The sequence below is a fragment of the Streptomyces sp. NPDC058525 genome (genome assembly GCF_042719495.1).
In the GTDB taxonomy this organism is placed as follows: Bacteria; Actinomycetota; Actinomycetes; order Streptomycetales; family Streptomycetaceae; genus Streptomyces.
This window is the reverse complement of the sequence record NZ_JBHXNP010000068.1, coordinates 16,764-38,926: the sequence shown is the minus strand read 5'-3', so window position 1 is coordinate 38,926 and position 22,163 is coordinate 16,764. Positions and strand designations below refer to the sequence as shown.

General features: G+C 73.4%; 20 protein-coding genes. 7 read left to right on the top strand and 13 right to left on the bottom strand.

Features of this window, described 5'->3' with window-relative positions:
• Positions 1 to 2: 2 nt before the first annotated feature.
• Positions 3 to 902, top strand: coding sequence for an NAD-dependent protein deacetylase (locus ACFWP3_RS27680; RefSeq protein ID WP_384226162.1), 900 nt, complete (start codon positions 3 to 5; stop codon positions 900 to 902).
• Between the two features lie 262 nt (positions 903 to 1,164).
• Here ACFWP3_RS27680 and ACFWP3_RS27675 read toward each other — a convergent pair whose 3' ends face one another.
• From ACFWP3_RS27675 to ACFWP3_RS27655, 5 genes are all read right to left on the bottom strand, one after another.
• Entirely contained in the window at positions 1,165 to 1,419 is a 255-nt protein-coding gene (locus tag ACFWP3_RS27675; protein WP_384226160.1) for a hypothetical protein, read from the bottom strand.
• Positions 1,416 to 2,288 carry an oxaloacetate decarboxylase gene (locus tag ACFWP3_RS27670; RefSeq protein WP_384226158.1) on the bottom strand — a complete coding sequence of 291 codons (873 nt, stop codon included), beginning with the start codon at positions 2,286 to 2,288 and terminating at the stop codon, positions 1,416 to 1,418. The genes ACFWP3_RS27675 and ACFWP3_RS27670 overlap by 4 nt, the downstream gene beginning before the upstream one ends.
• Before the next feature lie 220 nt (positions 2,289 to 2,508).
• Positions 2,509 to 3,705 (bottom strand): nitrate/nitrite transporter, encoded by a 1,197-nt coding sequence (locus tag ACFWP3_RS27665; protein WP_384226155.1) that lies wholly within the window; start codon positions 3,703 to 3,705, stop codon positions 2,509 to 2,511.
• Positions 3,706 to 4,091: 386 nt separating this feature from the next.
• A complete protein-coding gene (locus tag ACFWP3_RS27660; RefSeq protein WP_384226153.1) occupies positions 4,092 to 4,463 on the bottom strand; it encodes an MBL fold metallo-hydrolase in 372 nt (123 codons plus the stop codon).
• Positions 4,346 to 4,945 (bottom strand): MBL fold metallo-hydrolase, encoded by a 600-nt coding sequence (locus tag ACFWP3_RS27655; protein ID WP_384226151.1) that lies wholly within the window; start codon positions 4,943 to 4,945, stop codon positions 4,346 to 4,348. The genes ACFWP3_RS27660 and ACFWP3_RS27655 overlap by 118 nt, the downstream gene beginning before the upstream one ends.
• A gap of 338 nt (positions 4,946 to 5,283) precedes the next feature.
• On the opposite strand from ACFWP3_RS27655, the gene ACFWP3_RS27650 reads away from it, so the two are divergent.
• The 5 genes from ACFWP3_RS27650 to ACFWP3_RS27630 are packed head-to-tail and all read left to right on the top strand — an operon-like array spanning position 5,284 to position 12,812.
• On the top strand, positions 5,284 to 6,597 hold the full coding sequence (locus ACFWP3_RS27650) for a phenylacetate--CoA ligase family protein (protein WP_384226149.1): 1,314 nt from the start codon (positions 5,284 to 5,286) through the stop codon (positions 6,595 to 6,597).
• Positions 6,594 to 7,946 carry an MFS transporter gene (locus ACFWP3_RS27645; protein ID WP_384226147.1) on the top strand — a complete coding sequence of 451 codons (1,353 nt, stop codon included), beginning with the start codon at positions 6,594 to 6,596 and terminating at the stop codon, positions 7,944 to 7,946. Before ACFWP3_RS27650 ends, ACFWP3_RS27645 begins: the two co-directional genes overlap by 4 nt.
• Entirely contained in the window at positions 7,943 to 9,088 is a 1,146-nt protein-coding gene (locus tag ACFWP3_RS27640; RefSeq protein WP_384226144.1) for a GNAT family N-acetyltransferase, read from the top strand. The genes ACFWP3_RS27645 and ACFWP3_RS27640 overlap by 4 nt, the downstream gene beginning before the upstream one ends.
• Positions 9,085 to 10,233 (top strand): acyl-protein synthase, encoded by a 1,149-nt coding sequence (locus tag ACFWP3_RS27635; protein WP_384226142.1) that lies wholly within the window; start codon positions 9,085 to 9,087, stop codon positions 10,231 to 10,233. Before ACFWP3_RS27640 ends, ACFWP3_RS27635 begins: the two co-directional genes overlap by 4 nt.
• Positions 10,230 to 12,812: an acyl-CoA reductase gene (locus ACFWP3_RS27630; protein WP_384226140.1), complete on the top strand. Its 2,583-nt coding sequence runs from the start codon at positions 10,230 to 10,232 to the stop codon at positions 12,810 to 12,812. Before ACFWP3_RS27635 ends, ACFWP3_RS27630 begins: the two co-directional genes overlap by 4 nt.
• A 68-nt stretch (positions 12,813 to 12,880) precedes the next feature.
• On the opposite strand, the gene ACFWP3_RS27625 is transcribed toward ACFWP3_RS27630, so the two are convergent.
• From ACFWP3_RS27625 to ACFWP3_RS27615, 3 genes are read right to left on the bottom strand one after another with little or no spacing between them, the layout of a single operon-like run.
• Complete coding sequence (locus tag ACFWP3_RS27625; protein ID WP_384226138.1) at positions 12,881 to 14,521, bottom strand: thiamine pyrophosphate-binding protein; 1,641 nt, start codon at positions 14,519 to 14,521, stop codon at positions 12,881 to 12,883.
• Positions 14,522 to 14,536: 15 nt separating this feature from the next.
• Complete coding sequence (locus ACFWP3_RS27620) at positions 14,537 to 15,340, bottom strand: class II aldolase/adducin family protein (RefSeq protein ID WP_384226194.1); 804 nt, start codon at positions 15,338 to 15,340, stop codon at positions 14,537 to 14,539.
• Positions 15,337 to 16,830 (bottom strand): sodium:solute symporter, encoded by a 1,494-nt coding sequence (locus tag ACFWP3_RS27615; RefSeq protein ID WP_384226135.1) that lies wholly within the window; start codon positions 16,828 to 16,830, stop codon positions 15,337 to 15,339. The genes ACFWP3_RS27620 and ACFWP3_RS27615 overlap by 4 nt, the downstream gene beginning before the upstream one ends.
• A 143-nt stretch (positions 16,831 to 16,973) precedes the next feature.
• Between ACFWP3_RS27615 and ACFWP3_RS27610 the strand changes: the two genes are divergently transcribed.
• Complete coding sequence (locus tag ACFWP3_RS27610) at positions 16,974 to 18,713, top strand: helix-turn-helix domain-containing protein (RefSeq protein ID WP_384226133.1); 1,740 nt, start codon at positions 16,974 to 16,976, stop codon at positions 18,711 to 18,713.
• Here the strand turns inward: ACFWP3_RS27610 and ACFWP3_RS27605 are convergent.
• The 5 genes from ACFWP3_RS27605 to ACFWP3_RS27585 form a co-directional block, all read right to left on the bottom strand.
• Positions 18,688 to 19,134 (bottom strand): hypothetical protein, encoded by a 447-nt coding sequence (locus ACFWP3_RS27605; protein ID WP_384226130.1) that lies wholly within the window; start codon positions 19,132 to 19,134, stop codon positions 18,688 to 18,690. The genes ACFWP3_RS27610 and ACFWP3_RS27605 overlap by 26 nt on opposite strands.
• Before the next feature lie 253 nt (positions 19,135 to 19,387).
• Positions 19,388 to 19,963, bottom strand: a complete 576-nt coding sequence (locus tag ACFWP3_RS27600; protein ID WP_384226128.1) for a TetR/AcrR family transcriptional regulator — start codon at positions 19,961 to 19,963, stop codon at positions 19,388 to 19,390.
• Positions 19,964 to 20,110: 147 nt separating this feature from the next.
• On the bottom strand, positions 20,111 to 20,956 hold the full coding sequence (locus ACFWP3_RS27595; RefSeq protein ID WP_384226126.1) for an NAD(P)H-binding protein: 846 nt from the start codon (positions 20,954 to 20,956) through the stop codon (positions 20,111 to 20,113).
• The gene (locus ACFWP3_RS27590) at positions 20,953 to 21,378 is read right to left on the bottom strand and encodes a nuclear transport factor 2 family protein (RefSeq protein ID WP_384226124.1); all 426 of its coding nucleotides are present in this window, start codon (positions 21,376 to 21,378) and stop codon (positions 20,953 to 20,955) included. The genes ACFWP3_RS27595 and ACFWP3_RS27590 overlap by 4 nt, the downstream gene beginning before the upstream one ends.
• Before the next feature lie 193 nt (positions 21,379 to 21,571).
• Positions 21,572 to 22,111 carry a sulfatase-like hydrolase/transferase gene (locus ACFWP3_RS27585; RefSeq protein ID WP_384226122.1) on the bottom strand — a complete coding sequence of 180 codons (540 nt, stop codon included), beginning with the start codon at positions 22,109 to 22,111 and terminating at the stop codon, positions 21,572 to 21,574.
• Positions 22,112 to 22,163 lie beyond the last annotated feature (52 nt).

The window sequence follows — 22,163 nt, the reverse complement described above, 5'->3', positions numbered from 1 at the left end:
GCATGCGGATGCGCCCCACCCTGAGCTGGACGCCCACCGGGGACCTGCGGCCCGGTAGTACGGATCCGGCGCCGGTCGCCGAGGCGCTGCGGGGTGGTGGGGTGCTGGTGCTCAGTGGGGCGGGGATGTCCACCGAGTCGGGGATCCCCGACTACCGGGGTGAGGGCGGGAGCCTGAGGCGGCACACGCCGATGACCTACCAGGAGTTCACCGCCAGTGCCCGGGCCCGGCGCCGGTACTGGGCGCGCAGTCACCTCGGTTGGCGGACGTTCGGCCGGGCCCTGCCCAATGCCGGGCACCGGGCCGTGGCGGCCTTCGGGCGGCACGGGCTGCTCTCGGGTGTGATCACCCAGAACGTCGACGGGCTGCATCAGGCCGCCGGCAGCGAGGGCGTGGTGGAGCTGCACGGGGGCCTGGACCGGGCCGTCTGCCTCTCCTGCGGGACCTCCGGATCGCGCCGTGAACTCGCCCGGCGGCTCGAGGAGGCCAACGAGGGCTTCGAACCGGTGGCCGCCGGGCTGAACCCCGACGGTGACGCCGACCTCACCGACGAGCAGGTCCGGGACTTTCGCGTCGTGCCCTGCTCGGCCTGCGGCGGCGTCCTCAAGCCGGACGTGGTGTTCTTCGGCGAGGCCGTTCCGCCGCGGCGGGTCGAGCAGTGCCGCGAACTGGTCGCCGGGGCGGCCTCCCTGCTGGTCCTCGGCTCCTCGCTGACGGTGATGTCCGGGCTCCGATTCGTCCGTCTGGCGGCCCAGGCCGGAAAGCCCGTGATGATCGTCAACCGGGACGTGACCCGCGGCGACCAGCACGCCGTGACCCGGGTCGCGCTCCCCCTGGGGGCGACCCTCACCGGCCTCGCCGACCTGCTGGAGATCCCCCTCGACGGCCAGCCGCCCGCCTGACGCCCGGAAGCCCCGACGCCGTGCGGTCGGGGCTTTCCGGGTGCTCGTTCAGCGGGCGTGGTGGTGGGTGTGGCGGTGGGTGCGCAGGATCCGGTACCGGGGGGCCGCGAGCGCCTCGGCCGGGGCGGCGCCGGGGCCGGGGGCCGGGCTTTCGAGTCGGACCGCACGTTTCGGCTGGCATTCCCCGCAGATGACCGGGCCCTCGCGACGGACGTCCGGCCCGCACGGCGCCCCACGAAGGCGCCGCGCGGGCCGGACCGGCTCAGTCCTCCTCGCCCTCCAGGTGCGCCGCTTCGAGGAGTGCGGCGAGCACGTCCGTGGCGCTGCCCTCGTGATCGCTGCCCGCGGTCCCGCTTCCGCTCTGGAGGTTGGCCGTCCGGTCGACCTCGAATACGGAGTCGGCGTGCGAGTTGTCGATGACGGTGATCAGGCTCCCGCTCGCGGCGGCCGGCGCCGCGCCGCCCCCGAGGACGGCGACCGCGAGGAAGGCGGCGGCCCGGATGCGCGCGCCGGTCATACGCCCACGCTCTCGCGCGCTCCGGGCACCGGGTGGTGGCGCGTGATGTTCTTGGCCAGCAGCTGGGTGGACTCCCCGACCCCGACCTCCTCGCCCCCTTCGGCCTCCGGCAGCCGCCCGTCGGCGAGCCTCAGCTCGGCCAGCGCCGTGTCCATGGCCTTGTGCGCGGCGAACAGGCACGGCGTGCTGTAGATGGCCACGTCGACACCGAGGTCGGTCAGCTCGCTCAGGGACAGCCGGGGCGACTTGCCGCCGGCGATCTGGTTGAACAGCAGCGGCTTGCCGCCGACCGCCTCGCGGATCCGCTCGATCCACTCCACGCTGCGCACCCCGTCGACCAGTACGACGTCGGCGTCCGTTGCCGCCAGGGCCTGCGCCCGGTGGACGATGTCGGCCTCCTCCGTCGCGTCGGTACGGGCGACGACGACCAGGTCCTTGCGAGTGGCCAGCACCATGTCCAGCTTCTCCAGGTACTCCGCCAGCGGCAGCACCTGCTTCCCGTCCGCGTGCCCGCACCGCCGCGGCCGCTTCTGGTCTTCGAGGATGACGCCGGAGGCACCCATCCGCTCCAGGCCTTCCACCACGTGACAGGCCACCTCGGGGTCGACGTACCCGTCGTCGATGTCGACGAGGAGGTGGTGGCGGGGGAAGGCGCCGCGCAGCCGCTGGACGAAGGCCACCATGTCGGGCCAGGCGATGAAGCCGATGTCCGGCAGCCCGTAGTAGGAGGCCGCGAAGCCGAACCCGGAGACGAACATCCCGTCGTAGTGCTGGGCCGCCACGGAGGCGGAGTACATGTCGTACACCCCGATCAGCGGGGTGGTGCCCGGCTTCGCGATCTGTTCCCGCAGCTTGTTGCCGTAAGTCATCGTTCGGTTCCTCCGAGGGTCGCATCGGCACAGGGAAGGGCTAGGGCCGCCGCGACACGACGGCCCTTTGCGCGATGTGGATCTTTCCTTGGTGAAGTCCAGACTCTTCACTTGTGAAGCCTTTACTCACCCCAACGGCGCAGCCCGTTCACCACAGAAACGTCACTGGTCGCCCGACTGACCGACAGCCTGAGCCCTCTTGGCCCAAGCCGCTCGGCGGCTACGCGCCGACGCCGTCCGGCCGTACGGTGCGCATCCGGCCGTACGCGTACACGCAGCCCGCCAGAGCCAGGTCCGACAGGAGCATGAAGCCGATCGAGTAGGAGTCCTTGGCGCTGTACACGGCGCCCATGACCAGGGGTGGTACGAAACCGCCGAGGCCTCCCACCGCGCCGACGATGCCGGTGACGCTGCCCACCTGGGCCTGCGGCGTCACCTGCGCCACCAGGGCGAAGACGCTGCCGCTCGCGGTGCCGAGCCCTGCCGCGATGCACAGGAAGCAGATGGTTCCGACGGGATCCAGGGCGGGGTCGAACGCCTGGACGATGGCGAGGAGGGCGACGAAGCCGAGGGCCGCGGCCGTGACCAGGGCCGGGTGGACGCGGTCGGCCAGCCAGCCGCCGAAGGGGCGGGCGATCACGGTCAGGAGGGCGAATCCGGCCGCCTTGGTGCCGGCGTCGGTCGGCGAGAGCCCGTACCAGGTCTTCAAGTACGTGGGCAGGTACACCCCGAAGGCGACGATGCCGCCGAAGCCGATCGCGTACAGGGCGGACAGCTCCCAGGTCACCCGCAGCCGGCCGGCCCGGCCGAGCCGTACGGGCAGCGACTCGGCGGGCACCGGGCGGTCGGGCCGGTCCCTGAGCAGGAGGGCCGCGAGCACGGCGAACACGGCGAGCGCGCCGGCCACGACGAGGAACGGCAGGGTCTCGCCGTGCCGGGCGATCCGCGGGGTGAAGTAGCCCGAGAGCGCGACACCGCCCATCCCCATGCCGAAGACGCCCAGTCCGAAGCCGCGCCGGGCGGGCGGGAACCAGGAGTTGACCAGCGGGACCCCGATGGCGAAGGTGGTCCCCGCCAGGCCGAGCACGAAGCCGACGGCCAGCGTCGCGGGATACGAGTGGCGTGCCGGGATCAGCAGCAGCACCGGCACGATGGTGAGCGCGGAGACCAGCGGGAACATCAGGCGGGCGCCGTAGCGGTCGGTGAGCGCGCCCACCGGGACGCGGCCGACGGAGCCGACGATCACGGGCACCGCCACCAGCAGGGACTGCTCCAGCGAGCTCAGCCCGAGGCGGTCCCGGTAGTCGCTGCCCAGCGGCGCGATCAGGTCCCAGGCCCAGAAAGTGAGCGTGAACCCGACCGTCGCCACGAACAGGTTGCGGTAGGCGGCGGGCGAAGGTCTCTCGGTGGCTGCCACGCCCTCACGCTACGGAGCGCCGCCCTGACCGGCGCGACGGGCTGCGCTGTTCGGCGCAGTGCGCCGGGCGGGCCGCCGCGGTCGCGCGACCCCGCCCGTGCGGGCCCGGTGCGCGGCTACGCCGGTGGCTCCAGGGCGGCGCGCGCCCGGTCGAGGAAAACGGCGTGGGCGGCGGCGAACTCCGCGCCGGGGCCGGGGCCGGGCCTTGACGAGGGCCGGGACCGGGGCCGGGGCCAGGTCCGGGGCCAGGGCCGAGGCCGGGGCCAGGTCCGGGGCCGGGACCGTGGCCAGCGGGAAATGCCTGCTCGACGCGGTCCTCAGGCTCTCGACGTGAGGTGAGGTGAGGTGACGGGCGGGCCGGGGGGCGGGGCCGGGGGCGGGCCGGGTCAGCGGCGGTCGTCCCCGACGAAACGCACGGTCCCGTCCCCACCGCGCCGGAAGAGGCCCGCGGTCGGGGCGGGGAAGTGCGTGCCGATGACGAGCGTTCCGGTGTCGGCGTAGCGCTCGACGAACGCGCGCCGGGTCGCCGCCGCGAGCACCGCGTCGACGTCGGCCATGCCGGGCAGGTCGGGTTCGATGAACTGCACGGGGTGGTGCACCAGGTCGCCGGTGATCACCGCGCGCTCCTCCCCCGACTCGACTACGACGGCGACCTGGCCCGGGGTGTGGCCCGGAGCCGCCTCGAGGCGGACGCCTTCGCACACCCGGTGGTCGGTTTCGACGAGGTCGAGGAGACCTGCGTCGACCAGGGGCCACATCGTGTCGCGCAGACCCGCTTCGGCGCCCGCTTCGCCGGCCCAGTGGTTCCATTCCGTGCGCGTGACCAGGTGCGGGCGCGCGGGAACGTCGGCACCCACTCCCCGTCCACCAGGCGCGTGTTCCACCCGATGTGGTCGAAGTGGAGGTGGGTGCAGACGACGGTGTCGATCGACTCCGCCGGGTAGCCGAGGGCGGCGAGGTCGTCGAGCCACGTGGTGTCCAGCATGCGGAGCATCGGCACGGAGGGGCGGGAGTTGCCCACGCAGGTGTCGACCAGGATCCGGCGCGCGCCGGTGTCCACGACCAGGGCGTGGACCGAGATCACGACGGTCCCGTCGGCCCTGCTGAAGTCCGGAGCCGGCCAGGGGTACCGCTTCAGGAGCGCGGTGTCCTCCGTCCGCAGGGCCGTCGTGAGGGAGGCGCGCACCTCCGCCTCCAGCACCTTGTGAACCACCGTCGAACCGATGGGCCACGCCGTCACGCGAGCCTCCACTCCCCCAGTCGCGAATCGAACAATATTGACGATCGGCGCTGCGGCGCAATGAACTCCCGTACGAGTGGGGCGCGATTCCGGGGCGCGCCGTGGGCAAGATCCATAAATCCTGCCGGACATTGCCGCGCTGGCCGGAAATACTTGCTCAATTTGGTGATATGCGCACTGATGTTTCATCATCATGACTGCGCGTCACCTTCTGGCGTGCGTCGAGCAGGCGGGGGCGCCGGGGGGTCCCCCGTTCGCACCGGTCGGGCCCGCAGGCGAGTGTTCGCCGCACCCCGCCGTGACTCCCGTCCCCGTTCCCGTCACCTAGGCAAAGGCCCATGTCCGCCCAGCAACTCTCGGACCTCATACGTTTCGCCCGGCACAACTCGCCGTTCTACCGGGACCTCTACGCATCCCTGCCACCGCGGACCGACCGGCTCACCGACCTGCCGGTGGTCGACCAGAAAGCCTTCTGGGCGGCCAATTCCCTTCACGACAGCCGCGTGTTGACCGGCCCGCTCAGCGAGGCCACGGTCTACAAGACCGGCGGCACCACCGGGTCCCCCAAGTTCTCCGTCTACACGCGCGACGAGTGGCGCACCTTCGTCACGGCCTTCGGCCAGGGACTCGTGGACACGGGCCTGCGCCCGGGGCACCGCGTCGCCGACCTGTTCTACGCCGGGGAGCTGTACGCCAGCTTCCTCTTCCTCCTCGACTCGCTCGCCCACGCCCCCGTGGACAACGTCCGCCTGCCCATTGGCGGCGCCGCGCCGCTCGAGTCGACCATCCCCACGCTGCGCGACCTCTCGGCCCAGATCCTCACCGGTACGCCCACGACCCTGTGCCGGCTTGCCGAGCAGGCCCTCTCCTGCGCCGTCCGGCTCGACTCGGTGGAGTTGCTCCTCTTCGGCGGCGAGGCGCTCTTCGACGACCAACGGCGCCTGCTGACCACCGCGTTCCCCCGCGCCGAGGTGCGTTCCGTCGGATACGCCAGCGTCGACGCGGGCCTGCTCGGCCGCCCCGTGCCCGGCCCCGACGCCCGGGTGCACCGGGCCTTCACCCCGTACGCGGTCGTCGAGATCCTCGACGACTGCACCGACGAGCCCGTCACCGAACCGGGGCGGCCCGGCCGGGTCGTGGTCACCAGCCTCTTCCGGCGCCTGATGCCGATCATCCGGTACCCCGCGGGTGACCGGGCCGAGTGGACCGGGACCGGTCCCGGCCACTTCCGGATCCTCGGCCGCGCCGAGGAGGGCGTACGGGTGGGCCCCGTCTCCCTCTACACCCAGGACGCCCAGGACGCCGTGGCCGCGGCCGACACCGCCGGGCACGTGGCCGGCATGCAGCTCGTCGTGCGCCGCTGGGACGGCCGCGACGGGCTGGTCCTGCGGCTGGCGGAGGCCCCCGGCGACGGTGCCTCGGGCAGGGCCGCGGAGGGGAGAGAAGCGGAGGGGAGGCAAGCGGAGGGCCGGGAGGCGCTGGCCCGGGCCGTGGTCAGGGAGTTGGAGACCGTACGGCCGCTGTATCCGGACAGTGTGCGCGCCGGGTTCGTGCACCCCATGTCCGTGGAGTGGGCGCGCCACCGCGACCTCGCCGTCAACCCGCGCTCGGGCAAGCTGGTCCGGGTCCTCGACGAGAGGCCGACCGCATGACCGCCGCTCCCGTCGACGCGCCTGAGACCGGCGCCGGTGCCAAGCCCGACGGCCGGCGTGCTCCGCTGGTCCTGCGCAACCGCGCCTTCGGCGCCGTGTGGCTCGGCCAGGTCCTCACCCAAGCCGCCGTACGCATGTTCCAGGTCGGCGTGTCCTGGTGGATCGTCGCCTACGCCGTCCACGACGCCCGCGGGTTGGCCTCCGGGCTGTTCATGGCGGCCTGCACCCTGCCCGCCGTGGCGCTGGCGCCCGTCGTGGCCGGGGCCGTCGCCCGGTTCGCGCACCGTTCGGTGCTGCGGACCTCCGCCGCCCTGGCCGGGGGCGCCGCGGCCGCCCTCGCGGTGTGGGCGTACGGCGGTGGGCTGCCGCTCGCCACCGTGTACGCCGCCGGGCTGGCCCTGGCGACCTGCCAGGCGTTCTTCGACCCGTGTCTGACCACCTCGGTGCCCGAACTCGTCGACGACGCCGACATCGAGACGGCCACCGGCTTCGAGCTGTCCACCCAGTCCCTGGCCGGACTCGGCGGGGCGCTGCTCGGCGCCCTGACCGTCGACCGGGCCGGCGTGGCCGGGCTGGCCGCCGGCTGCGCGGCCGCCTATCTCGCCGCCGCCCTCCTCGTCGCGAGCGCCCGCTTCCGCACCGCCACGGCCGATGGAACCGCCGTGGCCGACGCGACCGATGCCACCGACGCGACCGGCTCGACGACCGACACCGCCCGGGCAGCGGCCGGGCCGCAGCGGCGCACGCTCCGCCGCATCCTCGGCGAACTCCCCTACGTGCGCCGGATCCTGGTCTGCTTCACCGCGGCGAACCTCTTCACCACCGCCGTGTTCGTCGTCATCCCCCTCTACACCCGCTCGGTCCTCCAGGGCGGCGGCGGCACGGTGGCGCTGCTGGAGGCCTCCCTGGGCACCGGTGCGCTCGTCGGCGCCTTCACCGGCACCCGCGTGCCGGGGCGGCCCACGGTCGCCGGTGCCTACTGCCTGGGTCTCATGGCCCTCGCCCTGGCGGTGCCCGGGCTGATCGCGGACCGGCCGGCCGTCGCGGGCAGCCTGTTCGTGGCCGGCTGGTGTGCCGGGGCGGTCAGCGTCCGCTTCGTGGCCCTCTTCCAGCGGCTGGTGCCGACGGCCGACAAGCCCGGCTTCTTCGCCGTGATGCAGGCCGTACTGGGCGCCTCGCTGCCGGTGGCCTCGCTGGTGTTCGGCACCGCCGGTGACTTCCTGTCGCCCCAGACGCTGTGCCTGGTGCAGGGGATCGGCCTGGTCCCGGCCGCCTGCGCGCTGGCCCTGCTCGGATCCCCCGCGGTGGATGCGGGCCGGCCCGCCGAACCCGTCGGGGGCGCCCGGTGAACCCCGTCATCACGCCGGCCGCCAGCGCGGACATCGCCGAACTGCGCCAGCTGTACTACGCGGTCTACGGGCCGCACTACCCGGTGGCCCTCGGCACCGACCCGGCCGAGATGGCCCGGCTCATGGCGGACCCGCACTCGCTGTGGCTCGTCGGCCGCTGCGCCGCCACCGGCGCCCTGACCGGGTCCGCCGCCATCCACGGCGAGCCGGGCAGCCGCATCGGCCGCCTGGAGGGCATCGCCGTGCATCCCGGGCACCGTTCGGCGGGTCTGGCCGCGGCCCTGACCGAGGCGCTGTGCGCCGGGATGCTGGACACCGGGCGGCTGGATTCGGTGTACGCGACCGTGCGCACCGTCAGTGCCGGTCCGCAGCGGGTCGTCGCCCGCAACGGCTTCCGCCCGCTGGGCATCCTGCCCAACGCGGTGGATCTCCGCAGCCGCGAGAGCCTCGCGCTCTACGCGCGTCACTCCGCGGGTGTGCTCGACCGCCGGATCCCCGTCACCGAAGTGCCCGCCCCGCTGCTGCCGTTGCTGCGCACCGCCGAGGCCGCGCTCGGCATCGGCTACCCCGGGGTCCGGGCCGCCGTCGGTCCGCTCCCGGTGCCCGCGCCGCAAGGGGCCGTAGAACGGCTGGAGTTGATCGAGGCACCCGCGTTCGTACGCCGCCGCTTCCGCGAGCAGTTCCCCGGCGCCGGGGGCTGGTTCTACCCGCTGCACACGCCGAACGTGCTGCTCACCCCCGAGGACGGCCGGTTCGAGGTGTACGCCTACCTCAACCGGGCCGGCGGATACGGCTGCCTGCTGACGGCCCACCCCGACCCGGCCGCGGCGGCCGCGTACCTCGAACCGGTCACGCGCGCCCTGGCCCGCGCGGGCGCCGGCTACGTCGAGGCCCTGGTGCCGCTCGCCCACCAGGAGGCCCTCTCGGCCTTCCTGGCCCGGGGGTTCGTCGCCGGGGCCCTCTACCCGGCGATGCGCGCGGACGGCGACGGCTTCCACGACTACGCCGTCCTGTCCCGTTCCAGCGAGCGCATCGACTTCCGCGGCGTCGCCGTCGAACCGCCGCTCCAGCCCTATCTGGACTGCTACGTGTCGGCCTGGGCGTCGACACACCTGCCCACATCATCCGAGGTTGCCCCATGAACCCCCATCTCGCGCCGGTCTCCGTACCCGACCCGGCCCTCCTGCCGCACGTACAACAGCTGTGCGACGTGACCGACCCGTACGCCTTCGGCCCCGCGCAGGACGAGCTGTTCGCCGCCGCCATGGCGGAGACCAACGCCTGGCACGCCGAACGCTCCCCGTTCTTCCGCTCCCTGTACGAGGCCGCTCCCCCGGCCGAGCCGTACCGCGCGCCGCTGGTCCACGCGAACTTCTTCAAGCGGCACGAGGTGCTCTCCATCCCGCGCGAGGACGTGGAGCTGCACCTGACCTCCTCCGGCACCACCGGCCAGAAGTCGCAGATGTTCTTCGACGGGTGGACCATCCGCTCCGCCCAGCGCATGGTCGCGCGGATCTTCGAGCGCAACGGCTGGATCACCCCCGACCAGGAGGTCAACTACCTCCTGTACAGCTACGAGCCGTCCCCCTCGCTGAACCTCGGGACCGCCTTCACCGACAACTACCTGTGTGATTTCGCCCCGGCGCGCAGCGTCGAGTACGCGCTGCGCAACACCGGCGGCGACCACGAGTTCGACCCCTTCGGCTGCGTCGCCGCGCTGCGCCGCTTCGAGCGGGAGGACGCCCCGGTCCGCATCCTCGGCTTCCCGGCCTTCCTCTTCTTCACGCTGGAGCGGATGCGGTCCATGGGGCTGCCTCCGCTGCGGCTGCCCGAGGGCTCCCTCGTCGTGCTCGGCGGCGGCTGGAAGGGGCACGCCGACCGGCGGATCGAGAAGGAGGAGCTGTACGCCCGCGTCACCGAGCAGCTCGGCATCCCGGGCGAGCGGATCCGGGACACCTTCGGGTCGGTGGAGCACTGCATCCCGTACATCGAATGCGACCACCACCGGCTGCACGCGCCCGTCTGGTCGCGGGTGACCATCCGCTCCACCCGCACGCTGGAGCCGCTGCCGTACGGGGAGCGGGGCTATCTGCACCTGGTGTCGCCGTACATCACCTCGGTGCCGGCGCAGAGCGTGGTCATGGGCGACCTCGCCTCCCTCCAGCCGGGCGACGCCTGCGGGTGCGAGCTCCGGACCCCCTGGTTCACCGTCCACGGCCGTGCCGGGGTGAGCCGCAACCGCAGCTGCGCGGTGGCCGCAGCGGAACTGATGAAGGGCATGGCGTGACCGTGACGGAGACCAAGGCCGCGGCCGAGGCCGCGTACGAGCAGCACGACGGCGACGGCGCGGGGGCCGCGCACCACTACTGGCAGGGCGCCTTCATCGGCGACGGGGAGGCCGGGCGCCGTCTCGCGGACCTGCCCGCCGCCGTCGAGGCCGCGCTGGCCGAGGGGCTGGAGACCGAGACCGTCCTGGCCGCCTGCGACGCCCTCGCCGCCGCCCTGTGCGACCCGGCCCACCCGGTGCACGCCCGGCTCGCTCCGCACCTGCCCGAGGGCGAGGACCCGGCGGTCCTGGCCGAGCTCGGCGGGCTCCTCGGGCGGCGGGAGCTGACCCGCAAGCTGCGCCGCGAGCTCGGCGGTGCGACGCCGGGCCGGCTGAACCGGGCCGATCCGCGCGAGACGGTGTACGAGGCGTGGGCTCCCGTGGGCATGGTCGCCCACATCGCCCCGGGCAACGCCGCGACGGTCGCACCGCTGAGCATCGTCGAGGGCCTGCTCGCCGGCAACGTCAACGTCCTCAAGACCAGCGGCGCCGACACCCTCCTCACGCAGCACCTGATGGCCGAGCTCGCCGCCCTGGACCCGAGCGGTGCACTGGCGGCGCGGATCGTCGTCCTGCGCTTCCCGTCGTCCCGGCAGGAGTGGCTGCGCCTGATGTGCGCGCCCGCGGACGCCGTCGCCGTCTGGGGCGGGGAAGGGGCCGTCGAAGGGGTGGCGGCGCATGTGCCGGCGGGCTGCCGGCTGGTGGAGTGGGGGCACCGGATCTCCTTCGCGTACCTGACGGGCGACGCCTGGTCGGACGCCGGCACGCTCGACGCCCTCGCGGACGACGTCTGCCTGCACGAGCAGCAGGCGTGTTCCAGTCCCCAGGTGGTCTACCTCGACACCGAGGACGAAGCCGAGGTGTTCGCCTTCGCCGGGCGTTTCGCCGCCGTTCTCGCGGCCCGGCCGCCCGCCGTGGCCGCCGCCGCGTCGGGCGGGGCGGGCGAGCCGGATCCCGCCGAGGCGGCCGAGCTGACCACCACCGAGCTAATGGCCCGGCTGGAGGAACACCTGGGCCTGAGCCGGGTGTTCGCGGCTCCCGACGGTTCGTGGCGGGTGATGGCCGACACCCGGTCCCCGCTGACCGCCTCGCCGCTGCACCGCAGCGTGTGGGTCAAGCCGCTGCCGCGCGAGCGGCTGGTCGCCACCCTGCGCCCGATGCGCCGCTATCTGCAGACGGCGGGCATCGCGGGCAGCACGACCGACATCGCCGAGCTGTCCCACACCGCCCTGGCCGCGGGCGTCACCCGCGTCACGCCGGTCGGCGCGATGCTGGACAGCTACACGGGCGAGCCGCACGACGGGGTCTACGCCCTGCAGCGCTACAGCCGCCGGGTCTCGGTCCAGGCCGACCCGGACCGCTTCGCCACCACCGCCTGCCTGGACGACCTGGCCCGGCCCGTGGTCCTGCCGCGGCCCGCGGGCCCGCTGCTGGGCAAGGAGGAGGTGCAGGAGCTGGGTTCGCGGGTGGCGCGGGCCGATGCCGAGCTGTACTTCCGCAGCGGCGGAAGCACCGGCTCACCCGCGCTGTCGATCTTCAGCTACGACGACTACGACACCCAGATGCACGCCGCCGCCCGCGGCCTGCTCGCCGCCGGCTACGACCCGGTCGGGGACCGCACCGCCAACCTCTTCTACTGCGGCGGCATGTACGGCAGTTTCATCAGCTTCTTCTCCGTGCTGGAACGGCTCGGCGGGGTGCAGCTGCCGCTGTCCGCGGGGCCCGACCACCGCGCCACGGCACAGGCCCTGATCGACCACGGGGCGGACACCCTCTTCGGGATGCCGTCGTACCTGTGGCAGCTGCTGCACGCGGAGGCGGATGCGCTGCGCGCCTACGGAGGCCTGCGCAAGGTGTTCTACGGCGGCGAGCACTTCACGCAGGAGCAGCAGCGCACCCTGAAGGAGGCGTTCGGCATCGAGGCGGTCCGCTCGATCACCTACGGCAGCACCGATCTCGGGCCGCTCGGCTACCAGTGCGCCGAGAGCTCCGGCGGCGTCCACCACCTGCATGCCGACCTGCACACCATGGAGATCGTGGACCCGGCAGAGGACCGGCCGGTGGCCCCGGGCGAGACGGGCCGGCTGGTGTTCACCACGCACGCCCGGCGCGGCCAGCAGCTGGGCCGGTACGTGATAGGCGACCTCGGCCGGGAGGTCCCGGGCCGCTGCCCCTGCGGCCGGACGGCTCCCCGCTTCGAGCTGAGGGGACGCACCGGTGACGTGATGCGGGTGGCGACGTACTTCCTGAACCACCGCCGCTTCCTGGCCCTGGCCGAGGAACAGGGCGGCCACCGCGGCGAGTTGCAGATCCGGCTCGACGGTACGGACGCGCGCGAGCGGCTGACCGTACGGGTGGAGCGGGGTGCGGCGACGGACGCGGTACGGCTGAGGGAGGTCTTCCTGTCCGGCTACCCGGAGCTCCGCTCGGCGGTTGCGGAGCAGCTGCTGGAGCTGGTGGTCGAGGCGGTCGACGGCGCGTCCCTCGACCGCAGCCCGACCAGCGGCAAGCTGCTGGCCGTGGTCGACGCACGCCGTTAGGCGGCTGCCGGGCGAGGGACGGCCGGGTGCGGCCCGGCCCCTCGCCCCGGCGGCGGCTGCGGTGCGGCTCAGGGGGCCGGGGCCGGCTCGGTGTGCGTGGGGGCGAACATGCGGAGCAGGGCCGGGAGGACCAGAACGTTCGGGCCGGGGGCGGCCAGGGTCGCGGCCAGATCGTGCTCCAGGTCCTCGGGGGTGGTCAGGGAGGCCGGGACGGCGAAGGATTCGGCCAGCCGGACGAAGTCCGGGCGGGTGAGTTCGGTCGCGGTGGCCTCGCCGAAGGTGTGCGTCATGTAGTCGCGCAGGATGCCGTAGCCGCCGTCGTCGACGATCAGCCAGGTGACGTTCAGGCCGAGTTGGCGGGCGGTGGCCAGCTCGGCGATCGAGTACATCGCCCCGCCGTCCCCGGAGACCGCGAGCACCGGCCGGTCCGGGCAGGCCGCCGCGGCGCCGATCGCCGCGGGGAATCCGTAGCCGAGGCCGCCGGCGCCCTGGGCGGAGTGCATGGCGTTCGGCGTACGGGCGTCGAAGGCCGACCAGGCCCAGTAGCCGAGGATCGTCATGTCGAAGAAGACCGGGGCGTCGTCGGGCAGGGCGCGCCGCAGCGAGGCCAGCAGTCCGCGTTCCAGTTTCAGCTCCTGTGCGTCGAGCCGCGCGGCGACCCGCTCGAGGAGGCCGGCCGCCGTCTTCTCGGCGCGGCCGTCCGGTTCCCTGGCCGGGACGGAGTCGACCAGTGCGGCCAGGGCCGGTCCGGCGTCGGCGTGGATCCCAAAGGCGGGGTGGTTGGACTCCAGCTTGCCGAGGTCCGCCTCGATCTGGATGAGGCGGCCGCGCGGGGCGAACGTGTGGTAGTTGCTGGAGAGTTCGCCCAGCCCGGAGCCGACGACGAGCAGGACGTCGGCCTCCTCCAGCAGGTCGGTGGCGTGGCGGTCCTCCAGCCAGGACTGGAGCGAGAGGGGGTGCTCCCAGGGGAAGGCGCCCTTGGCCCCGAAGGTGGTGGCGACCGGGGCGCGCAGCAGCTCGGCGAGGTGCAGCAGTTCACCGGACGCACCCGAGCGGATCACCCCGCCGCCCGCCAGGATGACCGGGCGCTCGGCCTCCGCCAGCAGCAGGGCCGCCTCGGCGATCAGCTCGGGCCGCGGGGGCAGCGGGCGGGGCTCGGCGTGCAGGCCGGTCACCGGGGGGACGGTGGTCGGTGCGAGGAGTACGTCCTGCGGGATCTCCACCCAGACCGGGCCGTAGGGCACGGTGAGCGCGGACTCCCAGGCTGCGGCCAGGGCGGAGGGGATCTGCGAGGCGGTGCGGGCGGTGTGCACGGTCTTGACGATGTCGCGGAAGCTGGCCTGCTGGTCGACGAGTTCGTGCAGGTAGCCGTGCCGGCCGCCGCCCAGGCCTGCCGAGGGGATCTGGCTGGAGACGGCGAGTACGGGGACGGAGGCGGCGGCCGCCTCCTGGAGGGCGGCGAGCGAGGTGAGGGCGCCCGGGCCGGTGGAGAGGAACAGCGGGGCGACGGTGCCGGCGGTGCGGGCGTAGCCGTCGGCGGCGAAGCCGGCGTTGTTCTCGACGCGCAGCCCCACGTAGCGCAGCCGGGAGCGGCGCAGGGCGTCGAAGAGGCCGAGGGCGTGCTGGCCGGGGAGGCCGAACACGCAGGCGGCGCCGAGGGCGGTGAGGGATTCGACGACGAGGTCGCCGCCGTTGCGGACGTGGTTCACGAGGATCGGCGTCTTTCAGTTGGCGTGGTCGGGGGCGATGCGCTCGACGAGGCGGAGCAGGGCGGCCCAGGCCAGGTCGTACGCCCCGGCGTCCTGGAAGTCGGAGCCGTGCTCCTCTCCGGAGAGCTGGCGGGCGGTCAGTTCACAGACCTCGGGGGCGGGGATCAGCAGCGGGGCCCCGCCGGCCATGGCCGTGGTCTGGATCTGGCAGGCCTGCTCCAGGTAGTGCATGCGCAGGAAGGCCTGGGCGGGGCTGGTGCCCACGGTCAGCAGTCCGTGGTTGCGCAGGATCATCGCGGGGTGCTCGCCGAGGTCGGCGACCAGGCGCTGCTGTTCGTCGAGGTTGAGGGCGACGCCCTCGTAGTCGTGGTAGCCCAGCCGGTTGTGGAACTCCATCGACATCTGGTTCAGCGGGAGCAGCCCGCCGGCCTGGGCGGCGACGGCGCAGCCCGCGCGGGTGTGGGTGTGCAGGACGCAGTGGGCGTCCTCGCGGGCGCGGTGGATCGCGCTGTGGATGACGAAGCCGGCCGGATTCACGGGGTGCGGGCCCGGCTCGACGGGGTGGCCGGACAGGTCGATCTTCACGAGGTTGGAGGCGGTGATCTCCTCGAAGAGCAGACCGTACGGGTTGATGAGGAAGTGCTGTTCGGGGCCGGGGAGGCGGGCCGAGATGTGGGTGAAGACCAGGTCCGTCATCTTGAAGTGCGCGACCAGGCGGTAGACTGCGGCGAGTTCGCGGCGCAGCGCGCGTTCGGTGGTGTCCATGGGCTCTTCCGTCGTCCGTCGTCCGTCGTATGTCGTCCGCCGGGGGCCGGTCAGTGCTCGGATACCGCGGCGGCGGGGGTGGCGGTGGCGGGCGGGGCGGCGTCGGCGGTGTCCTGACCGGCCAGGCGGCGGCGCCACCGTTCCAGGATCCCGGCGTCCGTGGGCCGGGTGGCGAGGCTGACCGCGAGGTAGGCGGCGAGGCTGACGGCGAGGCCGTAGTAGATGGGCTCGTTGGCCAGGACGCCCTTGGCGGCCATCAGGGTGATCACGGTGAGGCCGCCCGCGGCCATCGCGGCCAGTGCGCCCTGGAGGTTGCCGCGCCGCCACAGCAGGCCGCCGAGGATGGGTACGAGGAGGCCGCCGACGAGCAGGTTGTAGGCGACGGTCAGGGCCGCGAGGACGTCGTCGAGCAGGCAGGCGATGACGATCGATACGACGCCCAGGGCCACGATGGTCACGCGGTTGGAGCGGACCTCGTCGTGGTCGTCGGCCAGTGCCGGGGCCGGGCGTCCGCCCAGGGTGCGCAGCCGGGCCCAGATGTCGTTGTTGGCCACCGTCGCCGATGCGATCAGGGCGCCGCTGGCGGTGGACATCATCGCGGACAGGGCGGCCGCGAGGACCAGGCCCCTGACGCCGGTCGGCAGCAGGTTCTTGACGATGGTCGCGAAGGCGCTGTCGGCGCTCTCCAGCGTCGGGTAGAGGGTCTTGGCGGCCATCCCGATGAAGGCGCCGGCCAGGGCGTAGACCAGGCAGTACACGCCGGCGACGGTGCCGCCGTAGGAGGCGACCTTGTCGGTGCGGGCGGTGAAGATGCGCTGCCAGATGTCCTGGCCGATCAGCATGCCGAAGGTATAGATCAGCACGAAGGTGAAGATGGTCTCCCCGCCGATCGAGGTGAAGGAGAAGTAGTCGTCCGGGAGCTTGTCCTTCATCTCGGCGAAGCCGCCGGCCTTGACCACCGCGATCGGCAGCAGCAGGACCAGTACGCCGATGCTCTTCACCACGAACTGCACCATGTCGGTGAGGGTGATGGACCACATGCCGCCCATGGCCGAGTAGCCGACGACGATGGAGCCGCCGATCACGACGGCCGCCCAGCGCGGCACGTCGAACAGCACGTCGAAGACGGTTGCGTAGGCGATGGTGGAGGTGACGACCAGCATCAGCGTGTAGATCCACATCACCAGCCCGGAGATCATGCTCGCGGCGTCGCCGTAGCGCAGCGAGAGCATCTCGGCGACGGTGTAGACCTTGAGCCGGGCTATGCGGGCGGAGAAGAAGACGCTCAGGGCGAGCAGGCCCAGGCCGATGGCGAACACCATCCAGGCGCCCGAGAGGCCGTGGGTGTAGCCGAGGCGCACACCGCCGATGGTGGAGGCGCCGCCGAGGACGACGGCCGCCATGGTGCCGGTGTACATGACGGGGCCGAGACGGCGGCCGGCGACGAGGAAGTCGCTCTTGGACGCGGCGCGCCTCTTGCCCCACCATCCGACGCCGACGATGCCCAGCAGGTATCCGGTCATCACCAGGTAATCGATCGTCATGAGGGGCCCTCCGGTGGGGCGGCGGCAGGTGCCGGTAAGGCGGGGATAAGGGTGACGCTATGCGGGCCGCGGACTCCGAGGAAGAGCAGATTTCATCCAATGAGATGGTGAAGAATGGATGAACCATCCAACGGACGGACGAGATGACCACGCCCCACGCCCCCGCGCCCGGCTCCCCCGCCCTGCCCCTCGCCACGCTGCTCGCCGACCCCGAACTGGGTCTGGAACAGATCGCCGGCCCCGTCGACGACCGGCTGATCGGCACCGCCGGCACGACCGAGGTCGAGGATCCCGCGCCCTACCTGATCGGCGGCGAACTGCTCATGACGGCCGGTGTGCGCCTCCCCCACACCGCCGAGGGCATCGACGCGTACGTACGGGGCGTGGTCGGGGCGGGCGCCGCCGCGCTCGGGTTCGGTGTGGCGCCGGTGTACGACGAAGTGCCGCCGGAGCTGGTCCGCGCCTGCGAGCGGCACGCCCTGCCCCTGCTGCGCATCCCGGTCGCCACCCCGTTCGTCGCGATCGGCCGCTCCCTCTACGGCGCGATGGCCGAGGCCCGTACGCGTGACCTGCGGCAGATCTCCCGGGCCCAGTCCGGACTGGCCTCCGCCGCGGCCCGCCCGGACGCGATGCCCGCCGTCCTGCACCAGCTCTCGACCCATCTGGCCGCCTGGACCGTACTGATCGACGCGCACGGCCGGGAGCTGTTCAGCGCCGGGCCCCGGCCCGAACCGGCCGTCCGGCAGCAGCTGCTCGACCTGGCCGTGCGCACCATGGGCCGCTCCCGGCGGACCGGGGCGGGCCGCGCCCAGCGGCCTCCGACCGCCGCCGCCGAGCACCACGCGGGCAGCCGCCTCACCGTGCACACGCTTCCCGGCGGGGACGGCGGCGCCGGGCCGCTGGTCGTCGGCATCGCCGCCGCCGCACCGCCCACGGTCGTCCACCGCTCGGTGACGGGCGTCGCGACCGTCCTGCTCTCCCTGCTCACCAGCCCGCGGCACGCCCTGGGTACGGATACCGCCGGCGCGGGCGCGCTGGTGCGGCTGATGCTCGGAGCGTCGCCCGCCTCCGTCGCCCCGGCCCTGCTGCCGGCCGACGCTCCGCCGGGCGGGCGGTGGGTCGTGGTCCACGGGCTCCGCACCGGGCCGAAGGCCGGCCGTACGGTCCCCTCCGACGGCGACCCGGTGCAACTGGCAGCCCTCGGTACCGCCCTGGGCACCTCCTACCTCGACCTGGACGGCGACGCACTGCGCGCTCTGGTTCCCGGGGGACGCGGGGGCGGGGCCGGGGCCGATGCGGTGTTGGACCTGGAGGAGGCGGAGGCCGAAGCCGCTGCGCGGCTGGGGTGGACCCTGGGCTTCAGCGCGCCCGTGGCCACCGTCGACCTGCCCGTCGCCGACACGCAGGCCGAACGTGCGCTGCGGCGCGCGCTCGCCACGCGCGCGCCCGTCGTCCACCACCGCACGGAGGAGCAGAGCGTCCACGGCATCGTGAACGCCGCCGACGCGACCGCGCTGGCCCGCAGCCGGTTCGCCCCGCTGGACGCCGCGGCCTCGCCCGGACCCGCCGTCCTGCTGGAAACCCTGCGCACCTGGCTCGCCCTGCAAGGCAGTTGGGACCAGACGGCCTCAGCGCTCCAGGTGCACCGCAACACCGTGCGCCACCGCATCGGCCGCGTGGCCGAGCTGCTGGGCACCGATCTGCAGGACCCGGACGTCCGGATGGAGCTGTGGTTCGCCTTGCGCTGGCTGCCGGGCGAGCACCCGGCAGGCGGTGGGCGCGCGGCAGGCGGTGGGCGCGCGGACGGCGGTGGAGGCGCGGACGGCGGTACGGACGCGGACGGCGGCCGTCAGACGGTCACTTGGACTCCAGGTCGCTCTTGATCATGGCCATCGCGGACGCCAGCCGACTGAGGCCCTTCTGCACCTCGCGGATGCCCTCGCCGGCCTGCTGCTGGTCGTTCTTGCCGGTCCCGGCGACGCACTCGTTGCCTCCGTGCTCGAAGGCCGCCAGGGCCTCCGTCCAGAAGTCCTTCGCGTTGTCGCTCGGCACGGGGTCGAGCTTCTTGGCCTTCGCCACCGCTGCCACGAGCTCCTCGCAGGCGGGGCCCTGGACGTCCATCGGGCGCATGCTCACCTCGTTGACCCGGCCCGAGGTGTCGGTGAGCGCCCGCATGCTGCTCTCACCCCCTGATGACCACCAGTCCTCCAGCTTCTCGGCCGGGGTCGAGCTGCACCCCGTGAGCAACGCGCTGGCGACCACGGCCGTGGTCGCGGCAGTGAGTAGGCGGATACGCATACGCATGGAACCCCCCTTGTACGGTCGTGCCGATGCTGCCAGGAACCACCGGGCCGGGAGGGGCGAACGCCGAAACTCCGGAACCACCGCGCTCGCCGGACCGGGCCGGGGCCGGTCGGTCGGCGGGCGCTGCCGGCGGCGGGCCCGGCGTGGTGGTGCCTCGGGGTGCTCAGCCGGCGGCGGCCTGCCTGGGATCATGCGGTCCCCGGTGGCGATCAGGTACCAGGCCCGCTTGGTCCGCCAGGCGGGTCGGCCCCGTTCAGCCGGCGCCGAGGACGTTGTCGATGTACGCCGCGAGCGAGGCCCGCAGGCCGTCGGGGTCCATCCCCTGCTCGTCGATCAGGTGGGCCACGAGGTCGGCGCGGATGGCGGCCAGCAGGGCGTGGGCGGTGAAGTCGGCGTCGTGGACGGCGGGCATCTCCTCGAGTGCGGTACGGAGGATGCCGTGCCACCAGCCGTAGTGCTCGGCCTGGTAGGGGCTGCTGAGCCCGGCGTCCTCGGCGGCGGACATCAGGTTGCGGTTCTCGATCTTGAAGCGCAGGGAGGTGTCGAGGAGGTTCAGCACCCGCTGCCGGGGCGAGGATCCGGCCGCGTCCTGTGCCTCCCGCACGGCCTGGTGGAGGGGTTCGAGGCGGGAGGCGATCACGGCACCGATCAGCCCGGCCCGGTCGCCGAAGCGGCGGAAGAGGGTGCCCTTGCCCACGCCCGCCGCCGCGGCGATCTCGTCCATCGACACGCTCTGGGGGCTGCTGCTGGCGGCGAAGAGCGCGTCGGCCGCGGCCAGGACGGCTTCTCGGTTGCGCAGGGCGTCCGCGCGTTCCGTGCGCTGAGCCACAGGTCCTCCTTGGCGGCCTCGGGCGGCCGGTCCGTGCCGGACCGGGCTTGTGCTGTCGAACCGTTCGACGATACGCGCTGCCACCCTACGAGGGCTCCCGGGGAGGGTGCCCGGGCGGCGGGGCGCGGGGCGGGGCGCGGCCGCCGGTCAGCGCACCGCGGGCAGTTCCCGTTCGGCGAAGGCGCGGAAGGTGTGCGGCGGGCGCCCGGTGATCCGCCGGACGGTGTCCGAGGTGCGGTCCTCGGCCCCGTCGGCGATGGCGCGGTCCATCGCGGCCAGCATGGTGGCGAACTCCAGCGGGATCTCGGTCGCCCACCGGTCGCGCAGCTCCTCGAAGGTCAGGTGCCGGTGCACGACGGGCCGGCCGGTGACCTCGGCGATGATCGCGGCGGCCTCCTCGTAGCTCAGCGCTTCCGGCCCGGTCAGGATCAGGTCGGTGTTGGGCGCCTGTTCGTCGGTCAGGGCGCGTACGGCGACGGCGGCGATGTCCTGCGCGTCGACGAAGCCGACCCGGCCGTCCCCCGTGGCGGTCCGGATGGCGCCCTCGTCACGGATGCTGCGGGCGTGCGGGCCGCCGGCGAAGTTCTGCATGAACCACGAGGGCCGCAGCACCGCCCACTGCTCGAACAGGCCGGGCAGGGCCTGGTGGACCTGCCCCACGGCCGGGCCGCCGGCGGGGATCGCCGACGAGCTGAGCAGTACCGCCCGGACCACGCCCGCCGCGCAGGCCTGGCGGAGGAAGGGGAGCATGGCGTCGGCCGGGTCGGAGGAGCCGATGGGCGGGACGAGGTACACGCGGTCGACCCCGTCCAGTGCCGCACCCCAGGTCGCGGGCTCGTTCCAGTCGAAACGGACGGCTTCGGCGCCGTCCACCGGGGTGGCGCTGCGACCGCCCGCCTTGACGCGGCGGCCTTCGGCTACGAGGCCTGCGGTGACGCGGCGCCCGGTGGTGCCGGTGGCTCCGATGACCAGCGTGGCCTTCAGGTCGCTCATCGCCCGGCTCCCGCGAAGTCGATGCCCGGCTCCTGGGCGGCGAGCGGGTTCCAGTAGTCGCGGTAGGAGGTGATGAGCCCGTCCTCGACGGTGACCACGGCGATGTAGGTCATGTCGAAGGGGCTGCCGGTCCGCACCAGGCGGCCGACCCCGCGCATCTCGACGACGACCGTCTCGGGGGCGGTGGTCTGGTGGACCGTCACCTCCGGGAAGTCGTGGAGGTCGATGTGGTCGGGGTAGAGGCGCATGTAGTCGGAGATGGCCTGCCGCCCTTCCAGGCGCCCGGGCCGGCCCGGGGGCGCGAAGGGGAACTCCAGGACCCCGTCCTCGTGCCACAGGGCCGTCCAGGCGGGGATGTCCTTCGCCAGCAGCAGCCGCAGGCCGTGGCGGTAGAGCTCCGCGGGCGTCATGGGGGTTGTCATGTTCGAGCCTCCGCTCCCATAAACGGACCACCGGTCCGCATGACACGAAGCATACGGACCGCCGGTCCGCTTAGCAAGGACGCGCACTCGCAGGCAGACACCCCTGCCCCAAGCGCCTCAAAGCCTGAAGACCCGATGAGCCGGGCTCCGGACCGCCTCATCGGAGGCCAAGACGGCTCCCCTTATCTGCCACCTACAGCTCGACCTGCCACGGCGCGTCGATGTATCCGTAGAACTCCTCGAAACCGCGGGAGTTGGGGTGGCTGGGCTGGTCGCCCTCCTGCGGCCCGAAGCCCCACTTGCCGATCACCGCGGTCCGGTAGCCGCGGGCGCGCAGCACTTCGGCGAAGGTGGTGTCCCCGGCCTTCAGTGCGCCGGCGACGCCGTTGGGGTTGGCGCGGACGGCGGAGTGGCCGGTGTGCAGGCCGGTCAGCAGCGAGCAGCGGGACGGGGCGCAGACCGCGGCCGTCGAGTAGGCGTCGGTGAACCGCAGGCCCTCGGCGGCGAGCCGGTCGATCCGCGGCGTGGTGATCAGCTGCTGGCCGTAGGCCCCGAGGTCGCCGTAGCCGAGGTCGTCGGCGAGGATCACGACGAAGTTGGGAGTCGCCGGTGCGGCGGCGGCCGCCGTGGCCTGCGCTGCCCCGGCCGCCGCCTGGGCCTGCGGTGCGGTGGGTAGCGCGGCCAGGCCTACGGCGGCCGCGGACCCTGCGAGGAAGTGGCGACGGGTGGGCATCGGGGGGCCTTGGCTCTCGCGGATGGAGTTCGATCATGCGGAGAGCACTGCC

What these genes read in the sequence shown, in the direction of transcription:
- ACFWP3_RS27680 (WP_384226162.1), top strand. Translation starts at nt 3, where the DNA reads ATGCGGATGCGCCCCACCCTGAGCTGGACGCCCACCGGGGACCTGCGG.
- ACFWP3_RS27675 (WP_384226160.1), bottom strand. Translation starts at nt 1,419, where the DNA reads ATGACCGGCGCGCGCATCCGGGCCGCCGCCTTCCTCGCGGTCGCCGTC.
- ACFWP3_RS27670 (WP_384226158.1), bottom strand. Translation starts at nt 2,288, where the DNA reads ATGACTTACGGCAACAAGCTGCGGGAACAGATCGCGAAGCCGGGCACC.
- ACFWP3_RS27660 (WP_384226153.1), bottom strand. Translation starts at nt 4,463, where the DNA reads ATGTGGCCCCTGGTCGACGCAGGTCTCCTCGACCTCGTCGAAACCGAC.
- ACFWP3_RS27650 (WP_384226149.1), top strand. Translation starts at nt 5,284, where the DNA reads ATGTCCGCCCAGCAACTCTCGGACCTCATACGTTTCGCCCGGCACAAC.
- ACFWP3_RS27645 (WP_384226147.1), top strand. Translation starts at nt 6,594, where the DNA reads ATGACCGCCGCTCCCGTCGACGCGCCTGAGACCGGCGCCGGTGCCAAG.
- ACFWP3_RS27635 (WP_384226142.1), top strand. Translation starts at nt 9,085, where the DNA reads ATGAACCCCCATCTCGCGCCGGTCTCCGTACCCGACCCGGCCCTCCTG.
- ACFWP3_RS27615 (WP_384226135.1), bottom strand. Translation starts at nt 16,830, where the DNA reads ATGACGATCGATTACCTGGTGATGACCGGATACCTGCTGGGCATCGTC.
- ACFWP3_RS27610 (WP_384226133.1), top strand. Translation starts at nt 16,974, where the DNA reads ATGACCACGCCCCACGCCCCCGCGCCCGGCTCCCCCGCCCTGCCCCTC.
- ACFWP3_RS27605 (WP_384226130.1), bottom strand. Translation starts at nt 19,134, where the DNA reads ATGCGTATGCGTATCCGCCTACTCACTGCCGCGACCACGGCCGTGGTC.
- ACFWP3_RS27595 (WP_384226126.1), bottom strand. Translation starts at nt 20,956, where the DNA reads ATGAGCGACCTGAAGGCCACGCTGGTCATCGGAGCCACCGGCACCACC.
- ACFWP3_RS27590 (WP_384226124.1), bottom strand. Translation starts at nt 21,378, where the DNA reads ATGACAACCCCCATGACGCCCGCGGAGCTCTACCGCCACGGCCTGCGG.
- ACFWP3_RS27585 (WP_384226122.1), bottom strand. Translation starts at nt 22,111, where the DNA reads ATGCCCACCCGTCGCCACTTCCTCGCAGGGTCCGCGGCCGCCGTAGGC.